Genomic DNA, 25288 nt, shown 5'->3' on the forward strand with positions numbered 1-25288 from the left:
AAGCCCCGCACTGCGGGGCTTTTTTTCGGGAGTTACTTGATGGCGCAAACACCCTCATCGGACGCCGAGCGGCGGCGTCTGCGCCGCCACAGGGAGAAGCCGCCATACCCCAGGCTCAGCACGACGGCATAGAGCACCTGGGTGGCGAGGGCCAGCAGCACCAGGGTGCAGAGCAGCACGCTGAGGCCCGCCAGCCCCTTGCCGGTCCCCGACAGCAAGCGCCAACCGGCCGCCATGCAGAGCAGATAGACCAGCACGAAGTTGCCATTGGCGTAGCGGATCAGCGCATCGAGGGGCAGGCGCAGCCAGAGGATCAGGGTGATGGAGACGAAACAGATGGCGAGCACCCAGGCAAGGGCATGCAGGGGAGCGCCCCGGGCCGAGAGGCGAGAGAGGGAGACCGGCAGTTTGCCCTCCCGCGCCATGCTCCAGATAAGGCGCGCAAAACCTTGCAGGTAGATGTTGATGCTGGCGAAGCAGGAGAGATAGCCCAGCACCGCCACCAGCCACTTGGCGGTGGGGCCGAACAGCAGGGAGAGCAGGGCCGGAATGGCGGTGGCATTGGTCGCCTCGTCCCCGTAGAGGTCATATTTGAGCACCACCAGCGAGTGTACCCAGTAGATGAGCCCCGCCAGCAGCACGCCCCCCAGCAGGGCAAGGGGGTAGTCCCGCTCTGGCCGCTTGAACTCCTCCCCCATGTGGGCGAAGGCCTCGAGCCCCACGAAACACCAGAACATCACCGCCAGCGCCGAGCCCATGGCGGGCCATTCGCTCGCCGTTGGCAGAGGCTGGGCGGCATCGCGCCAGCTGAGATCCCCCTTGACCCAGATAAGCAGGGTGAGCCCCAGAATGGCCAGGGCGATCAGCAGTTGCAGGTTGCCGGAGGAGCGCGCTCCCCGCAGCCCCAGCAGAAAGACCCCGAGCAGGGTGAGCAGCTGGATACCCCAGAGGGTCCACTCCCCCATGTCGAACAGGGCGTGCCAGAAACCGGCGGCGATGGTGAGGGCGGCAGGCAGGCCCACCGGCAGCACCGCCAGAAAGAGGAAAGCGGAGAAGCGCTCGGCGCCGTTGCCAAAGGCGAGGCCAATCAGATGGGGGGCGCCCCCCGCGTGGGGATAACGCCGCCCGAGGCGGGCGAAGGTAAAGGCGATGGGCAGCACCAGGGCAATCAGCAGCAACCAGGCCCAGAGCGACGCCCCTCCCGCCAGCGAGGCGGCGGTGGCCGGTACCACGAAGATCCCGGTACCGAGCAGGGAGGTGGCGAGCAGCCCCATCCCCTGCCAGAGCCCGAGATCCTTTTTCAACCCAGACATATCCTGTTGTCCCGTCTAGAAAAACATCCCGCCATGTTAGGCCGCCACCACCGCTTTGTTAAGCATTTGTGCCCATAAAAAAACCGCCCCGGGGGGCGGCTTTCTCACAGGGATGAACGCTGTCATCAGGCAATCAGCTTGTAGATGATGCCGGACATGGCGATGAGGCCGATGAGGGTGACGAAGCCGTTGCTGAGGTTGCCGGCATATTTGCGCATGGCCGGCACCTTGGCGATGGCGTACATCGGCATCAGGAAGAGCAGCATGGCGATGATGGGGCCGCCCAGATCTTCAATCATGCCGAGGATGCTCGGGTTGATGGTGGCCACGGCCCAGGTGGTCAGGATCATGAAGACCGCGGTCACCTTGTTCAGCTGCTTGACGTCGACGTTCTTGCCCTTCTCGCGCAGGGACTTGGCCATCAGGCCGTTCATGCCCTCTTGCGCACCCAGGTAGTGACCCAGGAAGGACTTGCTGATGGCAACCATGGCGATGAGCGGTGCCACGGTGGCGATCACCGGGTTGTCGAAGTGGTTGGCCAGGTAGGAGAGGATGGAGATGTTCTGCTCCTTGGCCGCCGCCAGGTCAGCCGGGGAGAGGCTCAGCACGCAGCTGAACACGAAGAACATCACCGTCATCACCATCATGACGTGGGCGCCCAGCAGGATGTTGCTGCACTTCTTCTCGGCGTTGGCGCCGTAGCGGCCTTTGTTGTCCACCGCGAAGGAGGAGATGATCGGGGAGTGGTTGAAGGAGAACACCATCACCGGGATGGCCAGCCACAGGGTCTTGATGAAGTCGCCGTTGAAGGCCTCACCCAGCGCCGGAGCTTCGGTGATGATGGCACCGTTCCAGTGCGGGATCAGGTAGAGCGCCAGGCCCATCAGGGTGACCACGAACGGGAAGACCAGCACGCTCATCGCCTTGACGATGACCTGGCCGCCCAGGCGAACGATCGCCATCAGACCCAGGATCAGCACCAGGGAGAGGATGGCACGGGGAGGTGCCGTCATGCCCAGCTGGTGCACCATCAGGCTCTCGACGGTGTTGGTGATGGCCACGGAGTACATCAGCAGGATGGGGTAGATGGCGAAGAAGTAGAGCAGGGTGATGAACTTGCCTGCGGTCTTGCCGAAGTGCTCTTCCACCACCTCGGTGATGTCGCCGTCACGGGTGGAGCCGGACAGCACGAAGCGGGTCAGGCCACGGTGGGCGAAGAAGGTCAGCGGCAGGGCCAGGATCAGCATGGCGACCAGCGGCCACAGGCCACCGACACCGGCATTGATCGGCAGGAAGAGGACACCGGCGCCGATGGCGGTACCGTACAGACCCAGCATCCAGACCACGTCGGCCTTGTTGATGCCACGGGAAGAGGCTTTGCTCAAGCTGCCTTCAACTGCAATGTTCATGTCAGACATAGGGGTGTTCCTGTCATCAAGGAAAGTGGGATCTTAACTTGTCAGTGGGCCTGGGCCCGGTTCCTTTCCCTGGAACTCCAGCTATTCGTCCTGTTTGTTCCTCCGCCCCGGCCATCCGGCCGCCACTCCCTGTGGCAACCTGATTGCAACAAACACGGGCGGGGAGTCGTAATACAGAGGGGATCGTGCTCGCTCGTTAACAACGGGATAACGCTCACCTCATCCGATGAGATGACTCTAGTTAAAAGGCACTATTAATCACAGCGTTTTTTTGAATTAATCAACCAAAGTTTGATTGGAATCGCCTTTCCGTCGCTTCAGATCACACTTGAATCGCCATATTGCGATTTTTTTTTAACATATAAACTTTTTGGTGTGATCCACCTCACCTTGAGACGCGCAACAATTTTGTCACAACCCCCTCATTGCCCCCCGATTGTCTCCCGTCGCCCCATGGCGTACCCTTTGTGTCCGCCCCTTTTCTGCGTACCGACCATGACCCTCTCCCGCACCGATCTCGCCGAGCTGGCCGTGTTTGCCGCCGTCGCCCGTCACCGCAGTTTCAGCAAGGCCGCCCTCGAGCTCGGGGTCTCCGCCTCGGCCCTGAGTCATGCCCTCAAAGGGCTGGAGAGTCGCCTGGCCGTCAGGCTGCTCAATCGCAGCACCCGGGCCGTGGTGCCGACCGAGGCGGGCGAACGGCTGCTGGCCCAGGTACTGCCGACCCTGGGGCAACTGGAGGCGGCACTGGCGGAGCTGACGCGCCACGCGGGCGAACCCGTGGGCAGGCTCAGGCTCTGTGCCCCCCGAGCCGCCATCCAGGAGGTGCTGGCCCCGGTGCTCATCGACTATTTGGTGCGCTACCCGCGCATGCAGGTGGAGGTGGAGGAGCTGGAGCTGATGCCCCGCCTCATCGAGGATGGCTACGACGCCGCCCTCTTCTACGGCGACCTGCTGCCCCAGGAGATGATCTCGGTTCCCCTGGGCCCGCAGCAGCGCTATCTGGTGGTGGGCTCCCCCGACTATCTGGCACGGCGTGGCACCCCTCGCCACCCCTCGGATCTGCGCCAGCACGACTGCATCGGTTATCGGCTCACGCCCCATCACCACTATCGCTGGGCCTTTGCCGCCGAGGGGGAACTGCTGGAGATCGAAGTGACGGGCCCGCTCACCACCAGCACGCCCGCGCTCTACCTGGGGGCGGCCGAGGCGGGGCTCGGGCTCGCCTACTGCCATGAAGGGGAGGTGTTCGACGCTCTGGCATCGGGGCGGCTGGTGAGCGTGCTGGATGACTGGAGCCCCAGCTTTGCCGGGTTCAACCTCTTCTATCCGGGCCGGCACCAGCTGGGGCAAGGGCTGCGAGCCCTGATCGACATGCTGAAGGAGTATCACAGGATCCGTTGATTGATGAGCTTTATTCAGCAATTCATCAAATGAAAGCCTGATTATCAATTAAACCATAAGAAACTAGACTGTCTGCTCGATTCCGGCCCTTTTCCCGAGTACAGATATGTCCGCCTACTTCCGCCTGCGTCAACGGGCCATGGCCCGCCGTTTCTGGGGCTATGCCCTCCCCTCCGTCATGGCCATGCTGGTCTCCGGCGCCTACTACCTGGTGGACGGCATCTTCGTCGGCCACTACGTGGGGGCCGCCGGCCTTGCCGGCATCAACCTGGTCTATCCGGTCATCATGGTGCTCATCGGCCTCGCTGCCATGATCGCCATGGGGGCCGCCACCGCCATCTCCTTCCAGCAGGGCGCCAGGAACCTCGCTCTGGCCCGCCAGGCCCTGGTCAGCGCCCTCTGGCTGCTGCTGATCCTGGGCACGGTAGCGCCGCTGCTGCTGCACCACTGGCACACCGATATCCTGCAGGCCCTGGGAATGGCCCCCGGCACCGACACCTGGCAGCAGGCCAGCGACTACCTCACCTGGATTGGCGGTGGCACCCTGCTGCTCGCCAGCAACCTGGCGGTGCCCTACCTGCTTCGCAACGACGGCCGCCCTCGCCTCGCCATGGTACTGGTGAGCGGCGGCGCCCTCCTCAACATCCTGCTCAACTACATCATGGTGGGCCGGCTCGGGCTCGGCCTCACCGGCACGGCCCAGGCCACCCTCCTCTCGGAGGCCGTGGTCAGCCTGCTCGGCCTGGGGTACTTCTTCACCCGCCACGCCCGGTTGCGGCTGACCTGGCGCCAGCTGGTGCCCCGCTTCCCGGCCATGCCCGGCCTGCTCTTTACCGGGCTGCCGAGCCTCATCGCCCAGTTCAATCTGGGGCTGCTGTTGCTGCTGCACAACAGCCAGCTGATGGTGCACGGCACGGTCAAGGATCTGGCGGGCTTCACCGTGGCGGGGTACACGGAGGCGGTCTTCATCGTCATCCTGCAGGGACTGGCGTTTGGCATCCAGCCCCTGGTGAGCCAGGCAGCCGGGGCCGGGCGCCATCGCGACCTCCAGTTCCTGATGGCGATGGGGCTCAAGATCACCCTGGTCTATGGCCTGGGGGTCTGGCTGATTGTCCAGCTGCTGCCGCAGCCGGTCGCCATGCTCTACACCGGTGATCAGGACGCAGAGCTGCTCGCCGCCGCCATCAGCAGTCTGACCCTCAACCTCGCTGCCCTGCCCCTGGAGGGGATCGTCATGTTCGGCATCGTGCTGTTGCAGGCCATGGCCCGCACCCGCCAGGCCCTCGTCATCTCCGTGGCCAAGACGGTGCTGCTGCTGCCCCTCATCTTCCTGCTGCCCCTCTGGTGGGGGCGCGACGGGGTCTTGATGGCACAGCCCGCCACCGTGCTGCTGCTGACGCCCCCCCTGTGCTGGCTGCTGTGGCGGGAGTGGCGGGCCCTGAGCCCTGCCGGAGGGCGTGCTTCCGTCCGTATGCAACGGGCGCTGACCGCCCCCTGAGACCCGCCCCCGGCGTCCCCCACAAACGTCGCCCATAAAAAAAGTCCCCGCATGCGGGGACTTTTTATTGGAAGCGGCAGATCAGCAGTAGCCGTAACCCAGCAGACGCTGGTAGCGCTGCTCCAGCAGTTGCTCGCTGTCGAGGGGGCGCAGGGCATCCAGATCCTGCTTGATGCGCGCTTTCAGGTACTTGGCCATCTTCTCCACGTCGCGGTGGGCACCGCCGAGGGGCTCCTCGACGATGTTGTCGATGAGCTTCAGCTCCTTCAGGCGCTGGGCGGTGATGCCCATGGCATCCGCTGCCACCGAGGCCTTCTCGGCGCTCTTCCAGAGGATGGAGGCGCACCCTTCCGGGGAGATGACGGAGTAGGTGGAGTACTGCAGCATGTTGACCCGATCGCCCACGCCGATGGCGAGGGCGCCGCCGGAGCCGCCTTCACCGATCACGGTGCAGACCACCGGCACGGTCAGGCCGGCCATGACTTTCAGGTTGCGGGCGATGGCTTCTGACTGGCCACGCTCCTCGGCACCCACGCCGGGGTAGGCACCCGGGGTGTCGATGAAGGTGATGATCGGCATCTTGAAGCGCTCGGCCATCTCCATCAGGCGCAGGGCCTTGCGGTACCCTTCCGGGCGCGGCATGCCGAAGTTGCGCTTGATCTTCTCCTTGGTCTCGCGACCCTTCTGGTGACCGATGATCATCACGGGCTCGCCGTCGAGACGGGCGATGCCGCCGACGATGGCCTTGTCATCGGCATAGGCGCGATCCCCGGCCAGCTCGTCGAAATCGGTGAAGATCTGCTCGATGTAGTCGAGGGTGTAGGGGCGCTGGGGATGACGTGCCATCTGGGATACCTGCCAGGCCCCCAGATCGCCGAAGATCTTCTTGGTCAGCTCTTCGTTTTTCTTCTCCAGCCGGCGAATGTCTTCGCTGAGATCCACGGCACTGTTGTGCTCGCTCACATGGCGCAGTTCATCGATCTGTGCCTGCAACTCGGCGATCGGCTGTTCAAAATCCAGAAAAAGACTCATAGGGACAATAGATCCTCTAATCAAAAACCAATTCAACCCGCTCTCGTCCAAGCAGGACTCGCAAGTCATCTATCAGTTGATCGGTGGGCGTCACCCGCCACTCGGTACCGAGCGTCAATCGCACCCGGGAACCGGGGCGACGATAGTTTACCTGAACCGGACAGACTCCGGCACGGGCGGGCTCCAAAATCTCGCACAAACGCGGGAAAAAGCGCTCGTCAATGCGTTGTTCATCGAGGGAGATGCGGATTGCCCTGGCAAAACGCTCCCTCGCATCGTTGATATCCAGCAACTCGCGGGCCGACATTTTAAGGCCACCGGAGAAGTCATCAAAGCTGACCTGTCCAGAAACCACTAAAATACGGTCTTTTTGCATCAATTCTTCGTATTTTTCCAGCGCTTCACTGAAAAGGGTCACATCCAGACGGCCGGATCTGTCGTCCAGGGTGAAGATCCCCATCTTGTTGCCGCGCTTGGTCACCATGCTGCGCGCCGCGATCACCAACCCCGCCGCCGTGGTCACCGTATCCCGGGAGGTGGGATGCAGATCGCACAGTCGGCCCGAGGTGTAGCGCCGCAGCTCGCTGCTGTACTGGTTGATGGGGTGACCGGTGAGGTAGAGCCCGAGGGTCTCGCGTTCCCCTTCCAGCCACACCTTGTCAGGCCAGTGCGGCACGTTGGCGAACGCCTTCTTGACGTCGTCGATCTCTTCGGTGAGCACACCGAACATGTCGACCTGCCCCACCGCCTGGGCCTTGGCGTGCTGCTCGGCGGCGCGCATCGCCTCCTCCAGGGTCGCCATCAGGGCGGCGCGGTGGGGGCCGAGCCTGTCCATGGCGCCGGAGAGGATGAGCTTCTCCATCACCCGCTTGTTGAGCTTCTTGATGTCGACCCGGTTGCAGAAATCGAACAGGTCGCGGAACGGACCGTCCCGATCCCGCGCGTCCAGGATCGCCTCGATGGGCCCTTCCCCTACCCCCTTCACCGCGCCGATGCCGTAGACGATGTGGCCGTCCTCGTTGACGCTGAAGCGGTAGCGACCGGTGTTGACGTCCGGCGGGATCACGGTCAGCCCCATGCGCTGACACTCGTCCACCAGGGTCACTATCTTGTCGGTGTTGTCCATGTCCGCGGTCATCACCGCCGCCATGAACTCCGCCGGGAAATGGGTCTTGAGCCAGAGGGTCTGGTAAGAGACCAGCGCATAGGCAGCGGAGTGGGACTTGTTGAAGCCGTAGCCCGCAAACTTCTCCACCAGATCGAAGATCTTCATCGCCAGTTCGCCGTCGACGCCGTTCTTGACCGCCCCCTCCTCGAAGCCCGCCCGCTGCTTGGCCATCTCTTCGGGTTTTTTCTTGCCCATGGCCCGGCGCAGCATGTCCGCGCCACCCAGGGTATACCCCGCCAGGGTCTGGGCGATCTGCATCACCTGCTCCTGGTAGAGGATGATGCCGTAGGTGGGCTCGAGTATGGGTTTGAGGCTTTCGTGCTGCCACTTCTCGTCCGGGTAGGAGATGGCCTCCTTGCCGTGCTTGCGCTCGATGAAGTTGTCCACCATGCCCGATTGGAGCGGGCCCGGACGGAACAGGGCCACCAGCGCGATCATGTCTTCGAAGCAGTCGGGCTGCAGCCGCTTGATGAGGTCCTTCATGCCGCGGGATTCGAGCTGGAACACCGCCGTGGTCTCGAAGCGCTGCAAGAGGGCGAACGACTTCTTGTCATCGATGGGGATGGCGGCGATGTCCACCGGCGGCTTGCCCTCTTTGGCAAGACGGGGGTTTATCATGCCAAGGGCCCAATCGATGATGGTGAGCGTTCGCAGCCCCAGGAAGTCGAACTTCACCAGCCCGGCGTACTCCACGTCGTTCTTGTCGAACTGGGTGACCGGGTGATGCCCCTCGTCGTCGCAATAGAGCGGCGCGAAGTCGGTGATCTTGGTGGGCGCGATCACCACGCCACCGGCGTGCTTGCCGGCGTTGCGCACCACCCCTTCCAGGCGGCGGGCCATGTCGATGAGGTCCTTGACCTCCTCGTCCTGCTCGTAGAGCTCCGGCAACTTGGGCTCGGCTTCGAACGCCTTGGCGAGGGTCATGCCGGGGTCGGGCGGGATCAGCTTGGAGATGCGATCGACAAAGCCGTAGGCGTGGCCCAGCACCCGGCCGACGTCCCGCACTACCGCCTTGGCCGCCATGCTGCCGAAGGTGATGATCTGGGATACCGCCTCCCGACCGTACATCTCGGAGACGTGATCGATCACCTCGTCGCGCCTGTCCATGCAGAAGTCGACGTCGAAGTCGGGCATGGAGACCCGCTCGGGGTTCAGGAAACGTTCGAACAGCAGGTCAAATTCCAGCGGATCGAGATCGGTGATCTTGAGGGCGTAGGCCACCAGCGACCCCGCCCCCGAGCCCCGGCCCGGACCGACGGGAATGCCGTTGTCCTTGGACCACTGGATAAACTCCATCACGATGAGGAAGTAACCCGGGAAGCCCATCTGGTTGATCACTTTGAGCTCGATGTCGAGGCGCTCGTCATACTCGGGACGGCGCTCGGCCCGCACCGCCGGATCCGGGAACAGGAAGGCCAGCCGCTCCTCCAGCCCTTCCTTCGACTTCATGACCAGGAAGTCTTCGGTGGTCATGTCGCCGGTGGGGAAGTTGGGCAGGAAATACTCGCCAAGGCGCACCGTCACGTTGCAGCGCTTGGCGATCTCCACCGTGTTTTCCAGGGCTTCCGGGATGTCGGCAAACAGCTCCGCCATCTCCTCCTGACTGCGCAGGTACTGCTGGGGGCTGTAGCGGCGCGGTCGGCGCTTGTCCATCAGGGTGTAGCCGTCGTGGATGGCGACCCGGATCTCGTGGGCGTCGAAGTCATCGGCGGTGAGGAACACCACCTCGTTGGTGGCCACCACCGGCAGTTCGAACTCGGTGGCAATGGCCACCGCCATGTGCAGGTAGACCTCCTCGTCCGGGCGGCCGGTACGCAGCAGCTCCAGGTAGTAGGCATCCGGGAAGTGGGTCTGGTAGAAGGCGAGGCAATGCTCCACCATCTGACGGTTGCCCTTGAGCAGGAACTTGCCCACATCCCCCTCGCGCCCGCCGGAGAGGACGATCACCCCCTTGGCATGTTCGCCAAGCCAGGCCTTGTCGATGACCGGACGCCCCTGCACATGACCGCGCTGATAGCCGCGGGAGATGAGCAGGGTGATGTTCTGGTAGCCGTCGTTGTCCATGGCGAGCAGGGTGAGGCGGAACTGCTCGTCCCCAAGCTCGTCGCTCTGCACCCAGAAATCCGCCCCGACCAGGGGCTTGATCCCCTTGCCGTGGGCAGAGCCGTAGAAGCGCACCAGGCCGCACATGTTCATCTGGTCCGTCAGGGCCAGGGCCGGCATGTTGTTGGCGGCGGCAGCGGAGACGATGGGACCGATCTTCTGCAGGCCGTCGACCATGGAAAAGTCGGAGTGCACCCTCAGGTGGATGAAACGGGGATCAGCCATGGTCACGCCCTCTCATTGCGCAAGCAGAAATCGTTCAGACAGATCGGCATCGGTTATTCGATCCCCAGGGCGCGGCGCACCGGCTTGAAGCTCTGACGGTATTCGGGCAGCGGGCCACGTTCGGCCAGAATGGCGAGGTGCTCCGCCGTCGGGTAGCCCTTGTGGCGGGCGAAACCGTACTCGGGATGGCGGCTGTCCAGCTCGGTCATCTCGGCGTCCCGGGTCACCTTGGCGAGGATGGAGGCGGCGCTGATGGCGGCCACCAGGCTGTCACCCTTGACCACGGCGCGGGCCTCCATCGACAATCTGGGGCAGCGGTTGCCGTCGATGAAGACCAGCTCGGGCGTCACCTTGAGCCCCGCCACGGCGCGCTGCATCGCCAGCATGGTGGCGTGCAGGATGTTGAGCTCGTCGATTTCCGCCGGGCTGGCGCGGCCGATGGCATAGGCCAGCGCCTTCTCTTTGATCTCGCCAAACAGGGCGAGCCGCTTCTTCTCGGAGAGCTTCTTGGAATCGGCGATGCCAAGGATGGGATTGGCAGGATCCAGGATCACCGCGGCGGTGACCACGTCACCCACCAGGGGGCCGCGACCCACCTCGTCCACCCCGGCAATCAGCTTGTCTTCGGGAATATCGATCGTCATCTCATAGCCTTGAATCAAAACCGGCCCCGCAGGGCCAGTATCAGCACAACATCACGCCTGACACACAGGCAGAGCCCACTAGCGTTCCAGCAGCGCGGCAACCGCTTCCGCTGCCTGCACATCCGCATTGCAGCGGATCTTCTCGTGCAACCGGGTGAAGGTGGCGATGAGCTCGCTGTTGTCATGGTCCAGCAGCTTGCTCACCTCTTCCACCAGGTTGGCCGGGGTGCACTCGTGCTGGATGAGCTCGGGCACCAGCATCTTGTCCGCCAGCAGGTTCGGCAGGGAGACATAATCCGTCTTCACCAGCCACTGGGCCAGCAAGTAGCTGAAGGGTTTGAGCTTGTAACCCACCACCATGGGCTTTTTCACCAGCATGGCCTCGAGGGCCGCGGTGCCGGAGGCGAGCATCACCACGTCGGCGGCAATCATGGCCTCGCGGCCCTGACCGTCCAGCAGCACCATGTCGAGCTCCGGGGCCACCTCGGCCTTGATGGCGAGGAACTGCTCGCGCCGTTTCTGGTTGACCAGAGGCACGATGAAACCGAGATCCGGGTTGTGCACCGTCAGGTGCTTGCACGCCTCGAGGAAGACCGGCGCCATGAAACCCACTTCCGCCGTGCGACTCCCCGGCAGCACCGCCAGCCAGCGACGGGCGGGATCGATGCCGAGGGCCTCGCGCACCGCCCCTTGATCCGGCACCAGCGGAATGTCGTCCGCCATGGTGTGGCCGACGAAGCGACAGGGGGCATCGAAACGGTCGTAGAAGGCTTTCTCGAATGGCAGGAAGGCGAGCACCATGTCGGTGGCGGCCTTGATCTTGTGAATGCGGCCCTGACGCCAGGCCCAGACGGAGGGGCTGACATAGTGGACCGTCTTGATACCGGCGCGGCGCAGTTTCAGCTCCACCCCGATATTGAAATCCGGTGCATCCACACCGACGAAGATGTCGGGGGGATTGGCGATGAAGTGGCGCAGCAGTTCGCGGCGCACCTGGAGGATGCGGGGCAGACGGCCCAGCACCTCGGTGATGCCCATGACGGAGAGCTCCTCCATCTCGAACAGCGCCTTCACGCCGAGAGCCTGCATCCGCGGCCCGGCGATCCCTTCGAACTGCGCATCCGGGTAGCGGGCTTGCAGTTCGCGCACCAGCCCTGCGGCCAGGATGTCGCCGGAGGTCTCTCCGGCGACGATGCCGATGCGAATGGGATCAGGCACGGATGATCCCGCGCTCGTTGTCCTTGAGGAAATCCACATAGAGCTGGATGGCCGGTTCGCTCTGGGCCATCTCGCTCAGCACGGGCAACACCTCTTCAATGGTCTTGCCGGAGCGGAAGATCTCCTTGTAGGCGCGCTTGACGGCAGAGATCGCCTCGGCGCTGAAGCCACGACGACGCAGGCCTTCGGAGTTGACCCCGAACGGCTTGGCGTAGTTGCCGGCGGCCATCACGTAGGGCGGCACGTCCTTGTTCAGGGCAGCGCAGCCGCCGACGAAGGCGTGGGAGCCGACGCGGCCGAATTGGTGAATGGCAGACAGACCGCCGAAGATCACGAAGTCACCGATGTGCACATGGCCCGCCAGGGTGGCGTTGTTGGCGAAGATGCAGTTGTCACCGATGATGCAGTCGTGGGCCACGTGAACGTTGACCATGAACAGGTTGCCGCTACCCACCTTGGTCAGGCTCTGGTCCTGGGTGGTGCCGCGGTGCACGGTGCAGTTCTCGCGAAACACGTTGTTGTCGCCGATCTCGAGGAAGGTGCGCTCACCGGCGTACTTCTTGTCCTGGCAATCCTCACCGATGGAGGTGTGCTGGAAGATCTTGTTGCCGCGACCGATCTTGGTCGGGCCCTTGATCACCACGTGGGAGCTCACCCAGGTGTTGTCACCGATTTCCACCTCGGCACCGATGACGGTGAAGGGGCCGATTTCAACCCCTTTGCCGATGACGGCAGACTCATGGACGATGGCGGTGTCGTGGATGATGGCAGTCTGATCGATCACGGTTATACCTCGCGCTTGGCGCACATCAGTTCGGCAGTACAGACCACTTCACCGTCGACGGTGGCGACACCGGTGAACTTGGCGATGCCGCGACGCTCCTTCAGGAACTCCACATCCAGCACCAGCTGATCGCCGGGGCCCACCGGGCGCTTGAAGCGGGCGTTGTCGATGGAGGCAAAGTAATAAAGCTCGTTGGGTGACGGCTTGCCCACCATGGTGAAGGCCAGGATACCGGTGGCCTGGGCCATGGCTTCCAGGATCAGCACGCCGGGGAAGACCGGCTTGGCCGGGAAGTGGCCCTGGAAGATCGGCTCGTTGAACGAGACGTTCTTGATGGCGCGCAGGGTCTTGCGCTCATCGCTGATCTCGTAGTTTTCCACCTTGTCCACCATCAGGAAGGGATAACGGTGGGGCAGCAGATCCATGATTTCCTGGATGCCCAGGCTCTTCTTTTCAGTAGTCAAAACAGTACCCTATACCAATCGTGATTATTCTTGATCCAGCTTTTTCTCAAGCTTGCTCAACCGCTTGTGCATCTCTTCGATACGCATCACCCGGGCGGCGGTCTTGCGCCACTCTTTATTGGTTTGCAGGGGGATGCCGGAAGAGTAGATACCGGGCTCGGTGATGGGACGCATCACCATGGCCATGCCGGTGACGGTGGCCTGGTCGCAGATCTCCATGTGCCCGTTAAAGACGGAGGCACCACCAATGATACAGTATTTGCCGACCTTGAGACTACCGGCCATCACGGTGGAGCCCGCCACGGCAGTGCCGTAGCCGATCTCGACGTTGTGGGCGATCTGGCACTGGTTGTCGATGATGACGTTGTCAGCGATGCGGGTATCTTCCAGCGCACCGCGGTCGATGGTGGTGCAGGCACCGATCTCGACCCGGTTGCCGATGGTCACGCCACCGAGCTGGGGGATCTTGATCCACTCGCCACGCTCGTTGGCATAACCGAAACCGTCTGCCCCGATCACGGTGCCGGCCTGTACCAGACAGTCCGTGCCCAGGGTCACGTTGTGATAGAGGGTGACGTTGGCCCACAACCGGGAGCGCGCTCCCAGTCGGGTATCCTTGCCAACGAAACAGCCCGGGCCGATGCGCACATCGTCACCCAGCACGACGCCGGATTCGATCACCGCATTGGCACCGATGGCCACTCTCTCGCCCAGTTGCACGTCCGCCGCGATGACGGCGCTCGGATGAATATCCATGGCCGGCTGCGGGGTGGTGTCCAGCAGTTGGGCAACCCGTGCAAAGCCCACGTAGGGGTCCTTGAGCACCAGGGCGTTGGTGGGGCAAAACGGCAGGTCTGCCTCGGTGATGAGCACGGCAGTGGCCTTGCTCTGCTCCAGAAAATGCCGGTACTTCTTGTTGGACAGGAAGGCTATCTCCCCCTCCCCGGCTTTTTCCAGTGTCGCGACCTTGCGAATTTCCCGGGTCCCATCCCCATGGACCTCGGCCCCCAGTTGCTGGGCCAGCTGTGCGAGAGTGAATGCCATCAATTAGTTGCTCTTGCTAACCTGAGAAATAACCTGGCCGGAGATGTCCAGCTTGCTGGCTGCATACGGGGCGGCGTTGCGCTCCAGCACCAGATCGTAGCCATTGCTCTTGGCGATGGCGTCGATGGCAGCCTGCACCTTGGTCAGGATCTTGTTGCGCTCTTCGGACTGACGGCGACCGTTGTCCTGTTCAAACGCCTGACGCTTCTGGTTGAACTCCATCTGCAGCTTGGCCAGCTTCTCCTGGCTCTGCTTCTTCTGCTCGGCGCTCATGAAGGCTTCGTCCTTCTTGAACTTCTCGACCAGTGCCTGACCGTCGGACTCCAGCTTCTGCAGTTCACGCATGCGCGGTTCGAACTCGCCTTTCAGCTTCTTGGCAACGGCTTCACGCTGGGGCAGCTTTTGGAAGACTTCGCCCATGTCGACCACGGCAATCTTGGTCTCAGCGAAGGCAGAACCCATGCCGGCAGCCATCAGTGCAAAGCTCAAACCAGCTACTTTCAACGCTTTATTCACACTTACTCCTTGGTCCCTCGGTCGAGGGCTACCTGATTTACCTGATTGTGCAAGCGATCCACGAGATCGTCTTGTTACCTGGTGAGGCACGCAAACGCGCGACCCATCATGCTTCCCCCCCGCCATGGCGGGGGGGCGTCCGCTCCCCTTAGAAGGTACGGCCGATGTTGAAGGAGAAGACTTCGGTGTCGTCCCCTTCGTATTTCTTGATTGGTCTTGCCAGCACGAACACCAGCGGGCCCATGGGAGAGAGCCACTGCAGCGACAGGCCGGTCGACATCCGGATGTTGCTCGGGTCGGAGTAGTCCATCAGATAGTTGCAACCACTGAAGCAACGGTTCTGATACTGGCTGTAGTCGAAGTGGGTATCCCACACGGAACCGGCGTCGATGAAGAAGCTGGTCCGCAGCTGGGGCTGATAGGTCTCGGAGGCAAAGGGCGTCGGCACGATCATTTCCAGCGAGGCCACCGCCAGGGCGTTGCCCCCGACCGAGCTGTCGGTGCCCTGGATGACGTCGTTGCCGCCCAGGTTGTAGTAGTAGAGCGCCTTCGGACCGACTGTATTGCTCTTGAAACCACGCAGGGTGTCGAAGCCACCGGCGTAGTAGTTCTCGAAGAACGGCAGGACGTGCTCGTAGTCGCCATTGGTGCCGTAGCCATCGCCGTAGGAGGCCCGGGCCTTGGCCAGCATGACCCACTTGTGATCGGCATCAAACGGGAAGTAGTGGGCATCTTCGGCGTTGAGCTTGAAGTACTGCAGATCCATGCCGGGCACCGTCACCTTGGCGTTCACCCGCTGGCGGTCACCCGCAGTCGGGAACTGACCCTTGTTGAGGGTGGAGCGGGTCCAGCCGGCGGTGACGTCCACGGTGTTGAACACCATGCGGTTGTCGCCATCCAGATTGCCGCTGTAGACCTTCCAGAACTCGTCCACCTGTACATAGGGGTTGGGCTGGGACAGTTTGTTGTTCTCGTAGCCCAGGCTGAAGTCGAGACGGTTGTTCTCGTTGACCGGGAAGCCGCTGGAGAGACGGAAACCGACGGTGGTGTTCTCGTAGTCCACGATGTTGGCGTCGGCCGCACTGAACTTGTTGTAGTAGAGACGGCCGCCCAGGCTCACCCCGTCCACGGTGAAGTAGGGGTCGTTATAGCTCAGGTCGACGCTCTTGGAGTAGTCGTTGGTGCTGGCGTTGATGCCGATCTTCTTACCGGTCCCCATGAAGTTGTCCTGCTGCAGACCCGCCTGCAGGCTCAGACCCGACTCGGTGCCGTAGCCGATACCGGCGTTGATGGACCCCGCCGGCTGCTCCTTGACCTTGAAGTCCAGATCGACCTGGTCATCGCTGCCCGGCACCCGCTTGGTGTCCACTTCCGCGGTCTCGAAGAAGCCGAGGCGGTTGAGACGGGTCTTGGACTGCTCGACGTTGTCGGAGGAGAGCCAGGTGCCCTCCATCTGGCGCATCTCGCGACGCAGCACTTCGTCCTTGGTGGTGACGTTGCCGCTGAAGTTGATGTTGCGCACATAGACCCGGGGACCCGGCTCCACGTTGACGATGAGCTCCACTTCCTTGGTCTGGTCGTTGATCTGGGGGAAGGTGACCACTTTCGGATAGGCGTAGCCGTAACGGCCGAGGAACTTGGAGAGCACCTCTTCGGTATGGGTTACCTGGCTGGCGGAGTAGACGCTGCCCGCCTCGATGGGGATGAGGCCCTTCATTTCGCCGCCGCGGTCGATGAGGTCGCCCTTGAGCTGGATGCCGGAAACCTTGTACTGCTCCCCTTCCTTGACGTTGAGGGTGACGTAAACGCCCTTCTTGTCCGGGGTCATGGAGACCTGGGTGGACTCCTGGGTGAAGCGGATGTAGCCGCGGTCCATGTAATAGGAGCGCAGCACTTCGATGTCACCGGCCAGCTTCTGCTTCTGGTAGCGCTGATCGCCGGTGAAGTTCCACCAGGGCACGTCGTCCTTGAGGGAGAGCTGGGCCAGCAGCTTCTCTTCCGGGAAGACGTTGTTGCCGACGATGTTGATCTGCTGGATCTTGGCCGCTTCCCCTTCCACGAAGGTGAACTTGAGGTCGACCCGGTTGCGCGGCAGCGGGGTGACGATGGCCTTGACCTTGGCGGAGTACTTGCCCACGCCGTAGTAGAAATCTTCCAGCCCTTTCTCGAGGGAGCTCAGCACGGTGCGATCCAGCGGATCACCTACGCGGATCCCGGAGGATTCCAGGCTCTGGGTCAGTTGCTCTTCCTTGATGTCCTTGTTGCCGGAGAACTCGATGCTGGAGATGGTCGGGCGCTCCTTGACCACCACTTGCAGCACCTGACCGTCGCGATAGACCTTGACGTCCTCGAAGTTCCCGGAGGCATAGAGCTTCTTGATGGCGTTCGCCAAGGACACGGAGTCGACGGAATCACCGACCCGCACCGGCAGATTCAACAGGGCGGCACCCAGGGTCACCCGCTGCAGGCCCTCGACCTGAATGTCTTGCACCACAAAAGAGGCCGGGGCAGCCTGAGCCAGGAAGCTGGCCCCCAGCAGGCAACTCAACACCAATGCTTTTTTAACAGCCATTTTGTTCTTATGTGTCCTTGTTGATGCTCTGGCCTCAGAGGCGAGCGAAATCATTAAACAGCGCAATGCCCATCAGTAACATCAGAATGGCGGCGCCTATCCTGAACCCAACTTCCTGAATTTTTTCCGATACCGGCTTGCCGGTGATCGCCTCGATGAGGAAATAGACCAGATGGCCACCATCGAGCACCGGCAGGGGGAACAGGTTGATGATCCCCAGGTTGACGCTGATGAGCGCCAGGAATCCGAGGAAATAGACCAACCCGTAATCGGCGCTGCTGCCGGCCCCCTTGGCGATGGAGATGGGGCCGCTCAGGTTGTCCAAAGAGACGATGCCACCGATCAGCTTGCCTATCATGTCGAAGGTCAGGGTGATCAGGCTCCAGGTCTTCTGGACCCCATGCCACAGGGCTTGCAAAGGCCCATACTGTAACAGAGTTCGATACTCATCCGGTAATGGAACCAGTTGCGGCGACAAGCCCACAAAACCGACCAGCTGGCCCTTCACTTTCTTTCCGTCCGGGGTCAGGGTCAGGGTCATCTCGCTGCCCCCGCGCTCCACCGTCACCTGCAGCGGCTGCGCCGGTGACTGCTGGACACGCTCGACAAACTGGGCCCATTCGGTGATGGCCTCTCCATCGACCCCCTTGATGCGATCCCCTATCTGAAGGCCAGCCTTCTCGCTGGCGCTCGACGGCACCACGGCCTCCACCACGGGCAGCACCTTGCCACCGAGGGGCACTATCCCGAGGCTCCCGATGGGTGACTCTTTGTCCGGATCGAATTTCCAGCCGGCCAGCTGCAGGGTCTTGTCCACTGCATAGCTGGTGTTGGCCGCCTTGAGCTTGAGCTGCACCGAGTCATCACCAAGGTGGCTGATGAGGGCATAGGTGACGCTCTCCCAGTCACCGGTCTCCTCGCCGCCGACGCCGACGATCTCCATGCCTGGCAGGATGCCGGCCTCTGCCACGATGGAGGCAGGACGCACCTCGCCCACCACGGGTTTGACGCTCGGCACCCCTATCATGAACATCAGCCAGAAGGCGAACAGGGCGAACACGAAGTTCGCCATGGGGCCGGCCGCGACGATGGCCATCCGGGCCCAGACGCTCTTGTGGTTGAAGGCCTGCGCCTCCTCCCCCGGCTTGAGTTCGTCGACCCGGCCATCCAGCATCTTGACGTAGCCGCCAAGGGGGATCAGGGCCAGCACGTATTCGGTGCCATCCTTGCCAAGGCGACGCCAGATGGCCTTGCCAAAGCCGATGGAGAAGCGCTCCACCTTGACGCCGCAACGACGAGCCACCCAGAAGTGGCCAAATTCATGCACCGCCACCAGCAGCCCGAGGGCCACGATGAAGGCGCCGATATTCCACAGAAGCCCGCCCATCAGCCGCGTACCTCGCGGTCATGTCCAGTCCTGCGCTCGAGAGCATGGAGAGGGGCTGGCTGCCACCACAGTCCGTTCATACGGCAAGCTCCTTTATCAGTTGCTGGGCACGGGCTCGGGCCGTACCGTCCAGGGCGATGAGATCCGCCAGAGAGCCAGCGGCACTGCTGCCCAGCTCGGCCATGACGGATTCGTTGACTCTGGCAATATCCATAAATCCGATCCGCTCTGCAAGAAAAGCCGCGACGGCCTCCTCGTTGGCGGCATTGAGGGAGGTGGTCGCCCCCTGCCCCTGCTGGCACGCCCTCATGGCCAGCGCCAGACAGGGATAGCGCTCATAGTCGGGCCGGATAAAGCTGAACTCTCCGACACTGAAGAAATCCAAAGGTTCCACACCGGACTCGATCCGTTCCGGATAGGCCAGAGCGTGGGCAATGGGAGTACACATGTCCGGGTTGCCGAGCTGGGCCAGCACGGAGCCATCCTTGTACTGCACCATGGAGTGAATGACGGACTGGGGGTGGATCACCACCTGGATCTGCTCGGGCGCCGCGTTGAACAGCCAGCGCGCCTCGATGTACTCCAGCCCCTTGTTCATCATGGTGGCGGAGTCCACCGAGATCTTGGCCCCCATGGACCAGTTGGGATGGGCAATGGCTTGCGCCGGAGTGACATGGTGCAGTTCACCCACATCGGCATAGCGGAAAGGTCCACCGGAGCCGGTCAGCAGGATCTTGCTGATCCCCGCCCCGGCCAGATCGCAGAAACCGGGCTGGCGCTGCACGTCGACCGGCAGGCACTGGAAGATGGCGTTGTGTTCGCTGTCGATGGGCAGCAGCTCGGCGCCGTGCTCGCGCACCGCCTCCATGAAGAAGGCTCCGGACATCACCAGCGCCTCCTTGTTGGCCAGCAGAATGCGCTTGCCGGCGCGCACGGCAGCCATGGTGGGTGCCAGACCCGCCGCACCGACAATGGCCGCCATCACGCTGTGGGCATCGGGGTGAGCAGCCACGTCGCACAGGGCTGCCTGACCGGACAACACCCGGGTGGTGCTGCCGTGAGCCTTGAGCCGACCCGCCAGATCACTGGCGGCGCCTTCGTCCACCATGACAGCGAACCGGGGGGAGAATTCGAGACAGTCGCGCAGCATGGCGTCCACGCTGCGGGCAGCGGTCAGCGCCAGCACCTGCCAGCGCCCGGGGTTGTGGCGCAGTACCTTGAGGGTGCTCTGACCGATGGAGCCTGACGCTCCCAGGATCACCAGGTTTTGCATCAAGACTCCTGATTGGGTAACAGACTGATGGAGCGGGACGCTCCCGGGATCATCAGTGCGCGAAACATCAAAACTCCGGACCGAGCAACAGGTAGCTGAGCAGGAAGACGGGCAGCGCCGCCGTCAGGCTGTCGATGCGATCGAGAATGCCCCCATGACCCGGCAACAGGGTGCCGGAATCCTTGATGCCGGCTTCCCGCTTGAACATGCTCTCGGCCAGATCGCCGAGCACGGAGGCCAGCACCGCCAGCAGGGAACAGAGCAGCACGGTGCCCATCTTGGCAGGCACGAAGCCCATGAACCAGGTCACGCCGATGGCCAGCAGGCTGGCGGTAAACAGCCCACCCAGCATGCCTTCGATGGTTTTACCCGGGCTCACGGCCGGCGCCAGCTTGTGTTTGCCGAACGCCTTGCCGAAAAAATACGCGCCAGAATCTGCCGCCCAGACCAGTCCCATCACGAACAGCAGGATCCAGGCCCCCATCATGGGGTCGTGATAGAAGTTGTAACCGCGAATGGCCACAAGGGACCAGAAGAAGGGAACCAGGGTCACCAGACCAAACAGGGATTTGAGCCAGATGGATTCACGCCACAGCCTGGCGCTTTGCGGGTAGCGCAGCACCAGCAGCAGCCCCAGCAGCCACCAGCTGACGGCAGTCCAGAGCACGCCCATCACCAGCGGATGCAGTTGGGGGATCCAGAGTTGCTCCACGGGCACCCAGAACAGGCTGGCCCCCAGCAGCAGACAGAACACCAGCGGCAACCACTGTTGCGGCTGGGCAGTGACGAAGGCACTCCACTCACGGCTGGCCAGCAGAAAGACCAGGGCGGCGAGCAGGGCAAAGAATTTCAACGGCAGAAAAAACAGCGCCCCCAACACCAGGGGTACTAGCAGTAATGCGGTAATAATTCGTTGTTTTAGCAAAAGAAACCTCTCTCTTGGGAGCGGGGTTTAGCCGGTCTGTTGCGCGGCGATCAATTCCCGGATCTGTTCACCCGTACACCCGAAGCGACGCTCGCGAGCAACGAAGGAGGCAACTGCCCCACTGAACTCGGCCTCGTCAAAATCGGGCCACAGGACCGGGGTAAAATAGAGTTCGGCATAGGCGAGCTGCCAAAGGACAAAGTTGCTGATGCGATGATCCCCGCCTGTGCGGATCAACAGATCCACGGGGGGCAGATCAGCCATGCAGACATGACGACCCAATGCCGCCTCATCGACCGCCTCGGCATCCAGTTCACCCGCCGCCACGGCCCGTGCCAGGGTCCGGGCCGCCTGGGCGATGTCCCACTGACCGCCATAGTTGGCGGCGATATTGAGGGTCAATCCCTGATTGTTGGCGGTCAGGGCCTCGGCCTTGGCGATCTTGGCCTGCAGCCGCTCGCTGAAGCGGGCAGTGTCGCCAATCACCCGAAGGCGAATGCCGTTGCTGTGCAACTTGCTCACCTCGCGACCCAGCACCGTCATGAACAACTCCATCAGGGCGTTTACTTCCCCTTCCGGACGGCGCCAGTTCTCGCTGGAAAACGCAAACAGGGTCAGCGCCTCCATCTTGGCACGGGCGGCAAAGGCCACGGCCTCACGCACGGATTTCACGCCCGCCTTGTGCCCGGAAACCCGCATCTTGCCGCGGTTCTGGGCCCAGCGACCATTGCCATCCATGATGATGGCGACGTGACGGGGCAAGGACGAGCTGGCGCTATCGCCTAGCGCTGCCAAAAGCGACATTCATTTCTCCCACAAAGACAAAAGCGCCGTGCAGGGGCACTACACGGCGCTCGTAATATACCTGTCGGAGGCTTAGATTTCCATTAGCTCCTTTTCCTTCACAACCAGGGCGTCATCCACCAGCTTGATGAAGGTATCGGTCAGCTTCTGGATCTCTTCCTGGGCGCGACGGTCGTCGTCTTCGGAGATCTCTTTCTCTTTCAGCAGGGCTTTCAGATCGGCGTTGGCATCGCGACGGATGTTGCGAATGGCAACCCGGGCACCTTCGGCTTCGGCACGGACGATCTTGGTCAGATCACGGCGACGCTCTTCGGTCAGCGGCGGCAGCGGCACGCGCAGAGTCTGGCCGTTGCTGGACGGGTTCAGGCCCAGATCGGAGGTCAGGATGGCTTTTTCCACCGCCTGGATCATGGAGCGATCGAAGATGGAGATGGAGAGAGTACGGGCATCTTCTGCCACCACGTTGGCCAACTGCTTCAGAGGAGTGGCAGCACCGTAATACTCCACCTGGATGCCGTCGAGCAGGCTCGGGTGAGCACGGCCGGTACGGATCTTGGACATCTGGGTCTTCAGCGACTCTACGCTTTTGCCCATGCGGTCCTTGGCGTCGTTTTTAATCTCGTTGATCACAGTGGTTTTCCTTTTGGCGAACGAGCCGACAGGCGGCTCGTATCTATCTTGTTGACTGGCGTAATGGACAAGCGAGCCTGGGGCTCACACTTGCCTTACTTGCTGGCCTGGTGGATCAGGGTACCTTCCGGCTCACCCATGATCACGCGGCGCAGCGCGCCCGGTTTGTTCATGTTGAACACCCGGATCGGCAGATCGTGGTCGCGGGCCAGGGTAAAAGCAGCAAGATCCATCACTTTGAGTTCTTTTTCAAGAACTTCATCATAACTCAGTTCCTGATAGAGCACGGCATCCGGGTTCTTGACCGGGTCATCGGTGAACACGCCATCGACCTTGGTGGCTTTCAGCACGACGTCGGCTTCGATCTCGATACCGCGCAGGCAGGCTGCCGAGTCGGTGGTAAAGAAGGGGTTGCCGGTACCGGCAGAGAAGATCACCACCTTGCCGGCGCGCAGCTGGCTGATGGCTTCGGCCCAGCTGTAGGAGTCGCAGACCCCTTGCAGGGAGATGGCCGACATCAGGCGGGCATTCACATAAGCACGATGCAGGGCATCACGCATGGCCAGGCCGTTCATGACGGTCGCCAGCATGCCCATGTGGTCACCCACCACGCGATTCATGCCTGCCTTGGCAAGGCCGGCACCACGGAACAGGTTGCCGCCACCGATGACCAGACCGACCTGAACACCCAGCTCAACCAGCTCTTTGATCTCTTGGGCCATCCGTTCCAGCACCGCCGGATCAATGCCGAAACCCTCGGATCCTTGCAGGGCTTCACCACTCAACTTCAGAAGAACACGTCTGTATGCAGGCTTGGGATTGGTACTCATGTCACTGATTCCTGGTCATATAAAGACCGCGACATAAGTCGCGGTCTGGGGAAACGGAAAAACCGGTTCGATTAGGCCTTCTGAGCGGCCGCGATCTGGGCTGCTACTTCAGCAGCGAAGTCGGTCTCTTGCTTCTCGATGCCTTCGCCCACTTCGAAACGGGTGAAGGAAACAACGTCAGCGCCTTCTTTCTTCAGCAGCTCGGCAACGGTCATGGAAGGATCTTTCACGAACGGTTGACCAGTCAGGGAAACCTCACCGGTGAACTTCTTCATGCGGCCTTCAACCATCTTCTCGGCGATCTCTTTCGGCTTGCCGGAGTTGATGGCGATGTCGATCTGGATTTCGCGCTCTTTGGCAACGACTTCGGCAGACACGTCTTCCGGTTTGACGAATTGCGGGCTGTTGGCAGCAACGTGCATGGCCAGATCTTTGGCCAGCTCGTCGGTACCGCCAACCAGCTTGGTGATAACACCGATGCGGGAGCCGTGAACGTAGGTGCCCAGGTTGTCACCTTCAACCAGCATCACGCGACGCAGGTTCATGTTCTCACCGATCTTGGCGATCAGGTTGGTGATGGTCAGCTCGACGGACTCGCCGTTGCCGAAGTCGGCGGCTTTCAGCGCGTCAACGTCAGCGATTTTCTGGGTAGCAGCGATCTCGACGATCTTCTGACCCATGGCCAGGAAACCGGCATCCTTGGAAACGAAGTCAGTCTCGCAGTTCAGCTCGATCATGACGGCAACGTTGCCTTCGGTACGGGCGAAGATCACACCTTCAGCGGCGATACGGCCAGCTTTCTTGGCGGCCTTGGCCTGACCGGATTTACGCATGTTCTCGATAGCCAACTCGATATCACCGTTGGCTTCTTCCAGCGCTTTTTTGCAATCCATCATGCCAGCGGCGGTGCGCTCGCGCAGTTCTTTTACCAGGGCGGCAGAAATGTTTGCCATGTCCAGTATCCTCGGTCTTGAATTGACAAGAAACAGGGGCCACAAGGGCCCCTGCTAACCAATTACATCAGCTTGGTTAATAAGGGCTTTTCAGTCCTTATCAATTACTCAGCTTCAACGAAGCCATCTTGTTCGGCTTGAACAACGATGTCCTGCTCGCGGGCTTCCAGAACGGTGTCAGCAGCAGCGTTCAGGTACAGCTGTACGGCACGGATAGCGTCGTCGTTACCCGGGATGACATAGTCAACGCCGTCCGGGTTGGAGTTGGTATCAACGATGGAAACTACCGGGATACCCAGGTTGTTGGCTTCTTTGATAGCGATGTGCTCGTGGTCGGCATCGACAACGAACAGAACGTCAGGCAGGCCGCCCATGTTCTTGATACCACCCAGGCTCTTCTCCAGCTTTTCCATTTCGCGAGTACGCATCAGCGCCTCTTTCTTGGTCAGCTTGTCGAAGGTACCGTCTTCGCTCTGGGTTTCCAGATCTTTCAGGCGCTTGATGGACTGACGAACGGTTTTCCAGTTGGTCAGCATGCCGCCCAGCCAGCGGTGGTTAACATAGAACTGGTCGCAACGCTCAGCGGCTTCTTTGACGGCTTCAGACGCGGCACGCTTGGTACCTACGAACAGTACCTTGCCTTTCTTGGCAGCTACGGAGCTGATGAAGTTCATGGCATCGTCAAACATCGGAACGGTTTTTTCCAGGTTGATGATGTGAACTTTGCTGCGGGCGCCGAAGATGTAGGACTTCATTTTCGGGTTCCAGTAACGAGTCTGGTGACCGAAGTGAACGCCGGCTTGCAGCATGTCGCGCATAGAAACTTTAGCCATTTTATACCTCTGTATTGGGGTTAGGCCTCCACACATCCCATATAACCGACCCGTTAAGGCACCCCGGCATATGTGTCGATGTGTGTGTGTTGTTGAGTAAGGGTGATGGCATGAGGACACGAGTTCCCCATTCCGGCGCGCTTTATACCATAACTTTGGTCATGACACCACCAGCCCGGGTGCTAAAAATGGATCCCGGACCATGGTGCGACCGCCTGATGACGTTGCGATGACGATCACACTGGAAGTAAAC

21 protein-coding genes are annotated in these 25288 nt (G+C 61.7%); 2 read left to right on the forward strand and 19 right to left on the reverse strand.

The window, feature by feature from the left end; all coding sequences use genetic code 11:
• Positions 1 to 32 precede the first annotated feature (32 nt).
• Together yjeH and OKC41_RS07215 are read right to left on the reverse strand one after the other, a co-directional pair.
• Positions 33 to 1313 (reverse strand): L-methionine/branched-chain amino acid transporter, encoded by a 1281-nt coding sequence (gene yjeH, locus OKC41_RS07210; RefSeq protein ID WP_041211297.1) that lies wholly within the window; start codon positions 1311 to 1313, stop codon positions 33 to 35.
• Between the two features lie 125 nt (positions 1314 to 1438).
• Positions 1439 to 2731 (reverse strand): HAAAP family serine/threonine permease, encoded by a 1293-nt coding sequence (locus OKC41_RS07215; RefSeq protein ID WP_049636279.1) that lies wholly within the window; start codon positions 2729 to 2731, stop codon positions 1439 to 1441.
• A 495-nt stretch (positions 2732 to 3226) separates the two neighbouring features.
• On the opposite strand from OKC41_RS07215, the gene OKC41_RS07220 reads away from it, so the two are divergent.
• The gene (locus tag OKC41_RS07220; RefSeq protein WP_039039436.1) at positions 3227 to 4132 is read left to right on the forward strand and encodes a LysR family transcriptional regulator; all 906 of its coding nucleotides are present in this window, start codon (positions 3227 to 3229) and stop codon (positions 4130 to 4132) included.
• A 106-nt stretch (positions 4133 to 4238) separates the two neighbouring features.
• Positions 4239 to 5630 carry an MATE family efflux transporter gene (locus OKC41_RS07225; RefSeq protein ID WP_201890147.1) on the forward strand — a complete coding sequence of 464 codons (1392 nt, stop codon included), beginning with the start codon at positions 4239 to 4241 and terminating at the stop codon, positions 5628 to 5630.
• Positions 5631 to 5711: 81 nt separating this feature from the next.
• Here OKC41_RS07225 and accA read toward each other — a convergent pair whose 3' ends face one another.
• The 17 genes from accA to rpsB form a co-directional block, all read right to left on the reverse strand.
• Entirely contained in the window at positions 5712 to 6662 is a 951-nt protein-coding gene (gene accA, locus OKC41_RS07230) for an acetyl-CoA carboxylase carboxyl transferase subunit alpha (RefSeq protein WP_201894466.1), read from the reverse strand.
• A 16-nt stretch (positions 6663 to 6678) separates the two neighbouring features.
• Positions 6679 to 10158 (reverse strand): DNA polymerase III subunit alpha, encoded by a 3480-nt coding sequence (dnaE, locus tag OKC41_RS07235; protein WP_042015569.1) that lies wholly within the window; start codon positions 10156 to 10158, stop codon positions 6679 to 6681.
• Positions 10159 to 10211: 53 nt separating this feature from the next.
• The gene (gene rnhB, locus OKC41_RS07240) at positions 10212 to 10802 is read right to left on the reverse strand and encodes a ribonuclease HII (protein WP_201894467.1); all 591 of its coding nucleotides are present in this window, start codon (positions 10800 to 10802) and stop codon (positions 10212 to 10214) included.
• A gap of 78 nt (positions 10803 to 10880) precedes the next feature.
• Positions 10881 to 12020 carry a lipid-A-disaccharide synthase gene (gene lpxB, locus OKC41_RS07245; RefSeq protein WP_039039432.1) on the reverse strand — a complete coding sequence of 380 codons (1140 nt, stop codon included), beginning with the start codon at positions 12018 to 12020 and terminating at the stop codon, positions 10881 to 10883.
• Entirely contained in the window at positions 12013 to 12804 is a 792-nt protein-coding gene (gene lpxA / locus OKC41_RS07250; protein WP_010673415.1) for an acyl-ACP--UDP-N-acetylglucosamine O-acyltransferase, read from the reverse strand. Before lpxA ends, lpxB begins: the two co-directional genes overlap by 8 nt.
• 2 nt (positions 12805 to 12806) lie before the next feature.
• A complete protein-coding gene (fabZ, locus tag OKC41_RS07255) occupies positions 12807 to 13268 on the reverse strand; it encodes a 3-hydroxyacyl-ACP dehydratase FabZ (RefSeq protein ID WP_010673414.1) in 462 nt (153 codons plus the stop codon).
• Between the two features lie 24 nt (positions 13269 to 13292).
• A complete protein-coding gene (gene lpxD, locus OKC41_RS07260; RefSeq protein ID WP_039039449.1) occupies positions 13293 to 14312 on the reverse strand; it encodes a UDP-3-O-(3-hydroxymyristoyl)glucosamine N-acyltransferase in 1020 nt (339 codons plus the stop codon).
• Between the two features lie 3 nt (positions 14313 to 14315).
• Positions 14316 to 14828, reverse strand: a complete 513-nt coding sequence (locus OKC41_RS07265) for an OmpH family outer membrane protein (protein ID WP_029313943.1) — start codon at positions 14826 to 14828, stop codon at positions 14316 to 14318.
• A gap of 148 nt (positions 14829 to 14976) precedes the next feature.
• Complete coding sequence (gene bamA / locus OKC41_RS07270) at positions 14977 to 17400, reverse strand: outer membrane protein assembly factor BamA (RefSeq protein WP_201894468.1); 2424 nt, start codon at positions 17398 to 17400, stop codon at positions 14977 to 14979.
• Positions 17401 to 17434: 34 nt separating this feature from the next.
• Positions 17435 to 18787, reverse strand: a complete 1353-nt coding sequence (gene rseP, locus OKC41_RS07275; protein ID WP_039039430.1) for a sigma E protease regulator RseP — start codon at positions 18785 to 18787, stop codon at positions 17435 to 17437.
• Positions 18788 to 18863: 76 nt separating this feature from the next.
• A complete protein-coding gene (gene ispC / locus OKC41_RS07280) occupies positions 18864 to 20060 on the reverse strand; it encodes a 1-deoxy-D-xylulose-5-phosphate reductoisomerase (RefSeq protein ID WP_042864260.1) in 1197 nt (398 codons plus the stop codon).
• A gap of 67 nt (positions 20061 to 20127) precedes the next feature.
• Complete coding sequence (locus OKC41_RS07285) at positions 20128 to 20985, reverse strand: phosphatidate cytidylyltransferase (protein ID WP_039039428.1); 858 nt, start codon at positions 20983 to 20985, stop codon at positions 20128 to 20130.
• A gap of 27 nt (positions 20986 to 21012) precedes the next feature.
• A complete protein-coding gene (gene uppS, locus OKC41_RS07290) occupies positions 21013 to 21789 on the reverse strand; it encodes a polyprenyl diphosphate synthase (RefSeq protein ID WP_039039427.1) in 777 nt (258 codons plus the stop codon).
• 72 nt (positions 21790 to 21861) lie between these two features.
• Entirely contained in the window at positions 21862 to 22419 is a 558-nt protein-coding gene (gene frr / locus OKC41_RS07295; RefSeq protein WP_010673406.1) for a ribosome recycling factor, read from the reverse strand.
• A 95-nt stretch (positions 22420 to 22514) separates the two neighbouring features.
• Positions 22515 to 23249: a UMP kinase gene (gene pyrH / locus OKC41_RS07300; RefSeq protein WP_010673405.1), complete on the reverse strand. Its 735-nt coding sequence runs from the start codon at positions 23247 to 23249 to the stop codon at positions 22515 to 22517.
• A gap of 71 nt (positions 23250 to 23320) precedes the next feature.
• The gene (gene tsf, locus OKC41_RS07305; protein WP_010673404.1) at positions 23321 to 24202 is read right to left on the reverse strand and encodes a translation elongation factor Ts; all 882 of its coding nucleotides are present in this window, start codon (positions 24200 to 24202) and stop codon (positions 23321 to 23323) included.
• 104 nt (positions 24203 to 24306) lie between these two features.
• Entirely contained in the window at positions 24307 to 25035 is a 729-nt protein-coding gene (rpsB, locus tag OKC41_RS07310; RefSeq protein ID WP_010673403.1) for a 30S ribosomal protein S2, read from the reverse strand.
• Positions 25036 to 25288: the final 253 nt, after the last annotated feature.

It is taken from the genome of Aeromonas sp. QDB17, assembly GCF_027705305.1.
Lineage (GTDB): Bacteria > Pseudomonadota > Gammaproteobacteria > Enterobacterales > Aeromonadaceae > Aeromonas > Aeromonas caviae.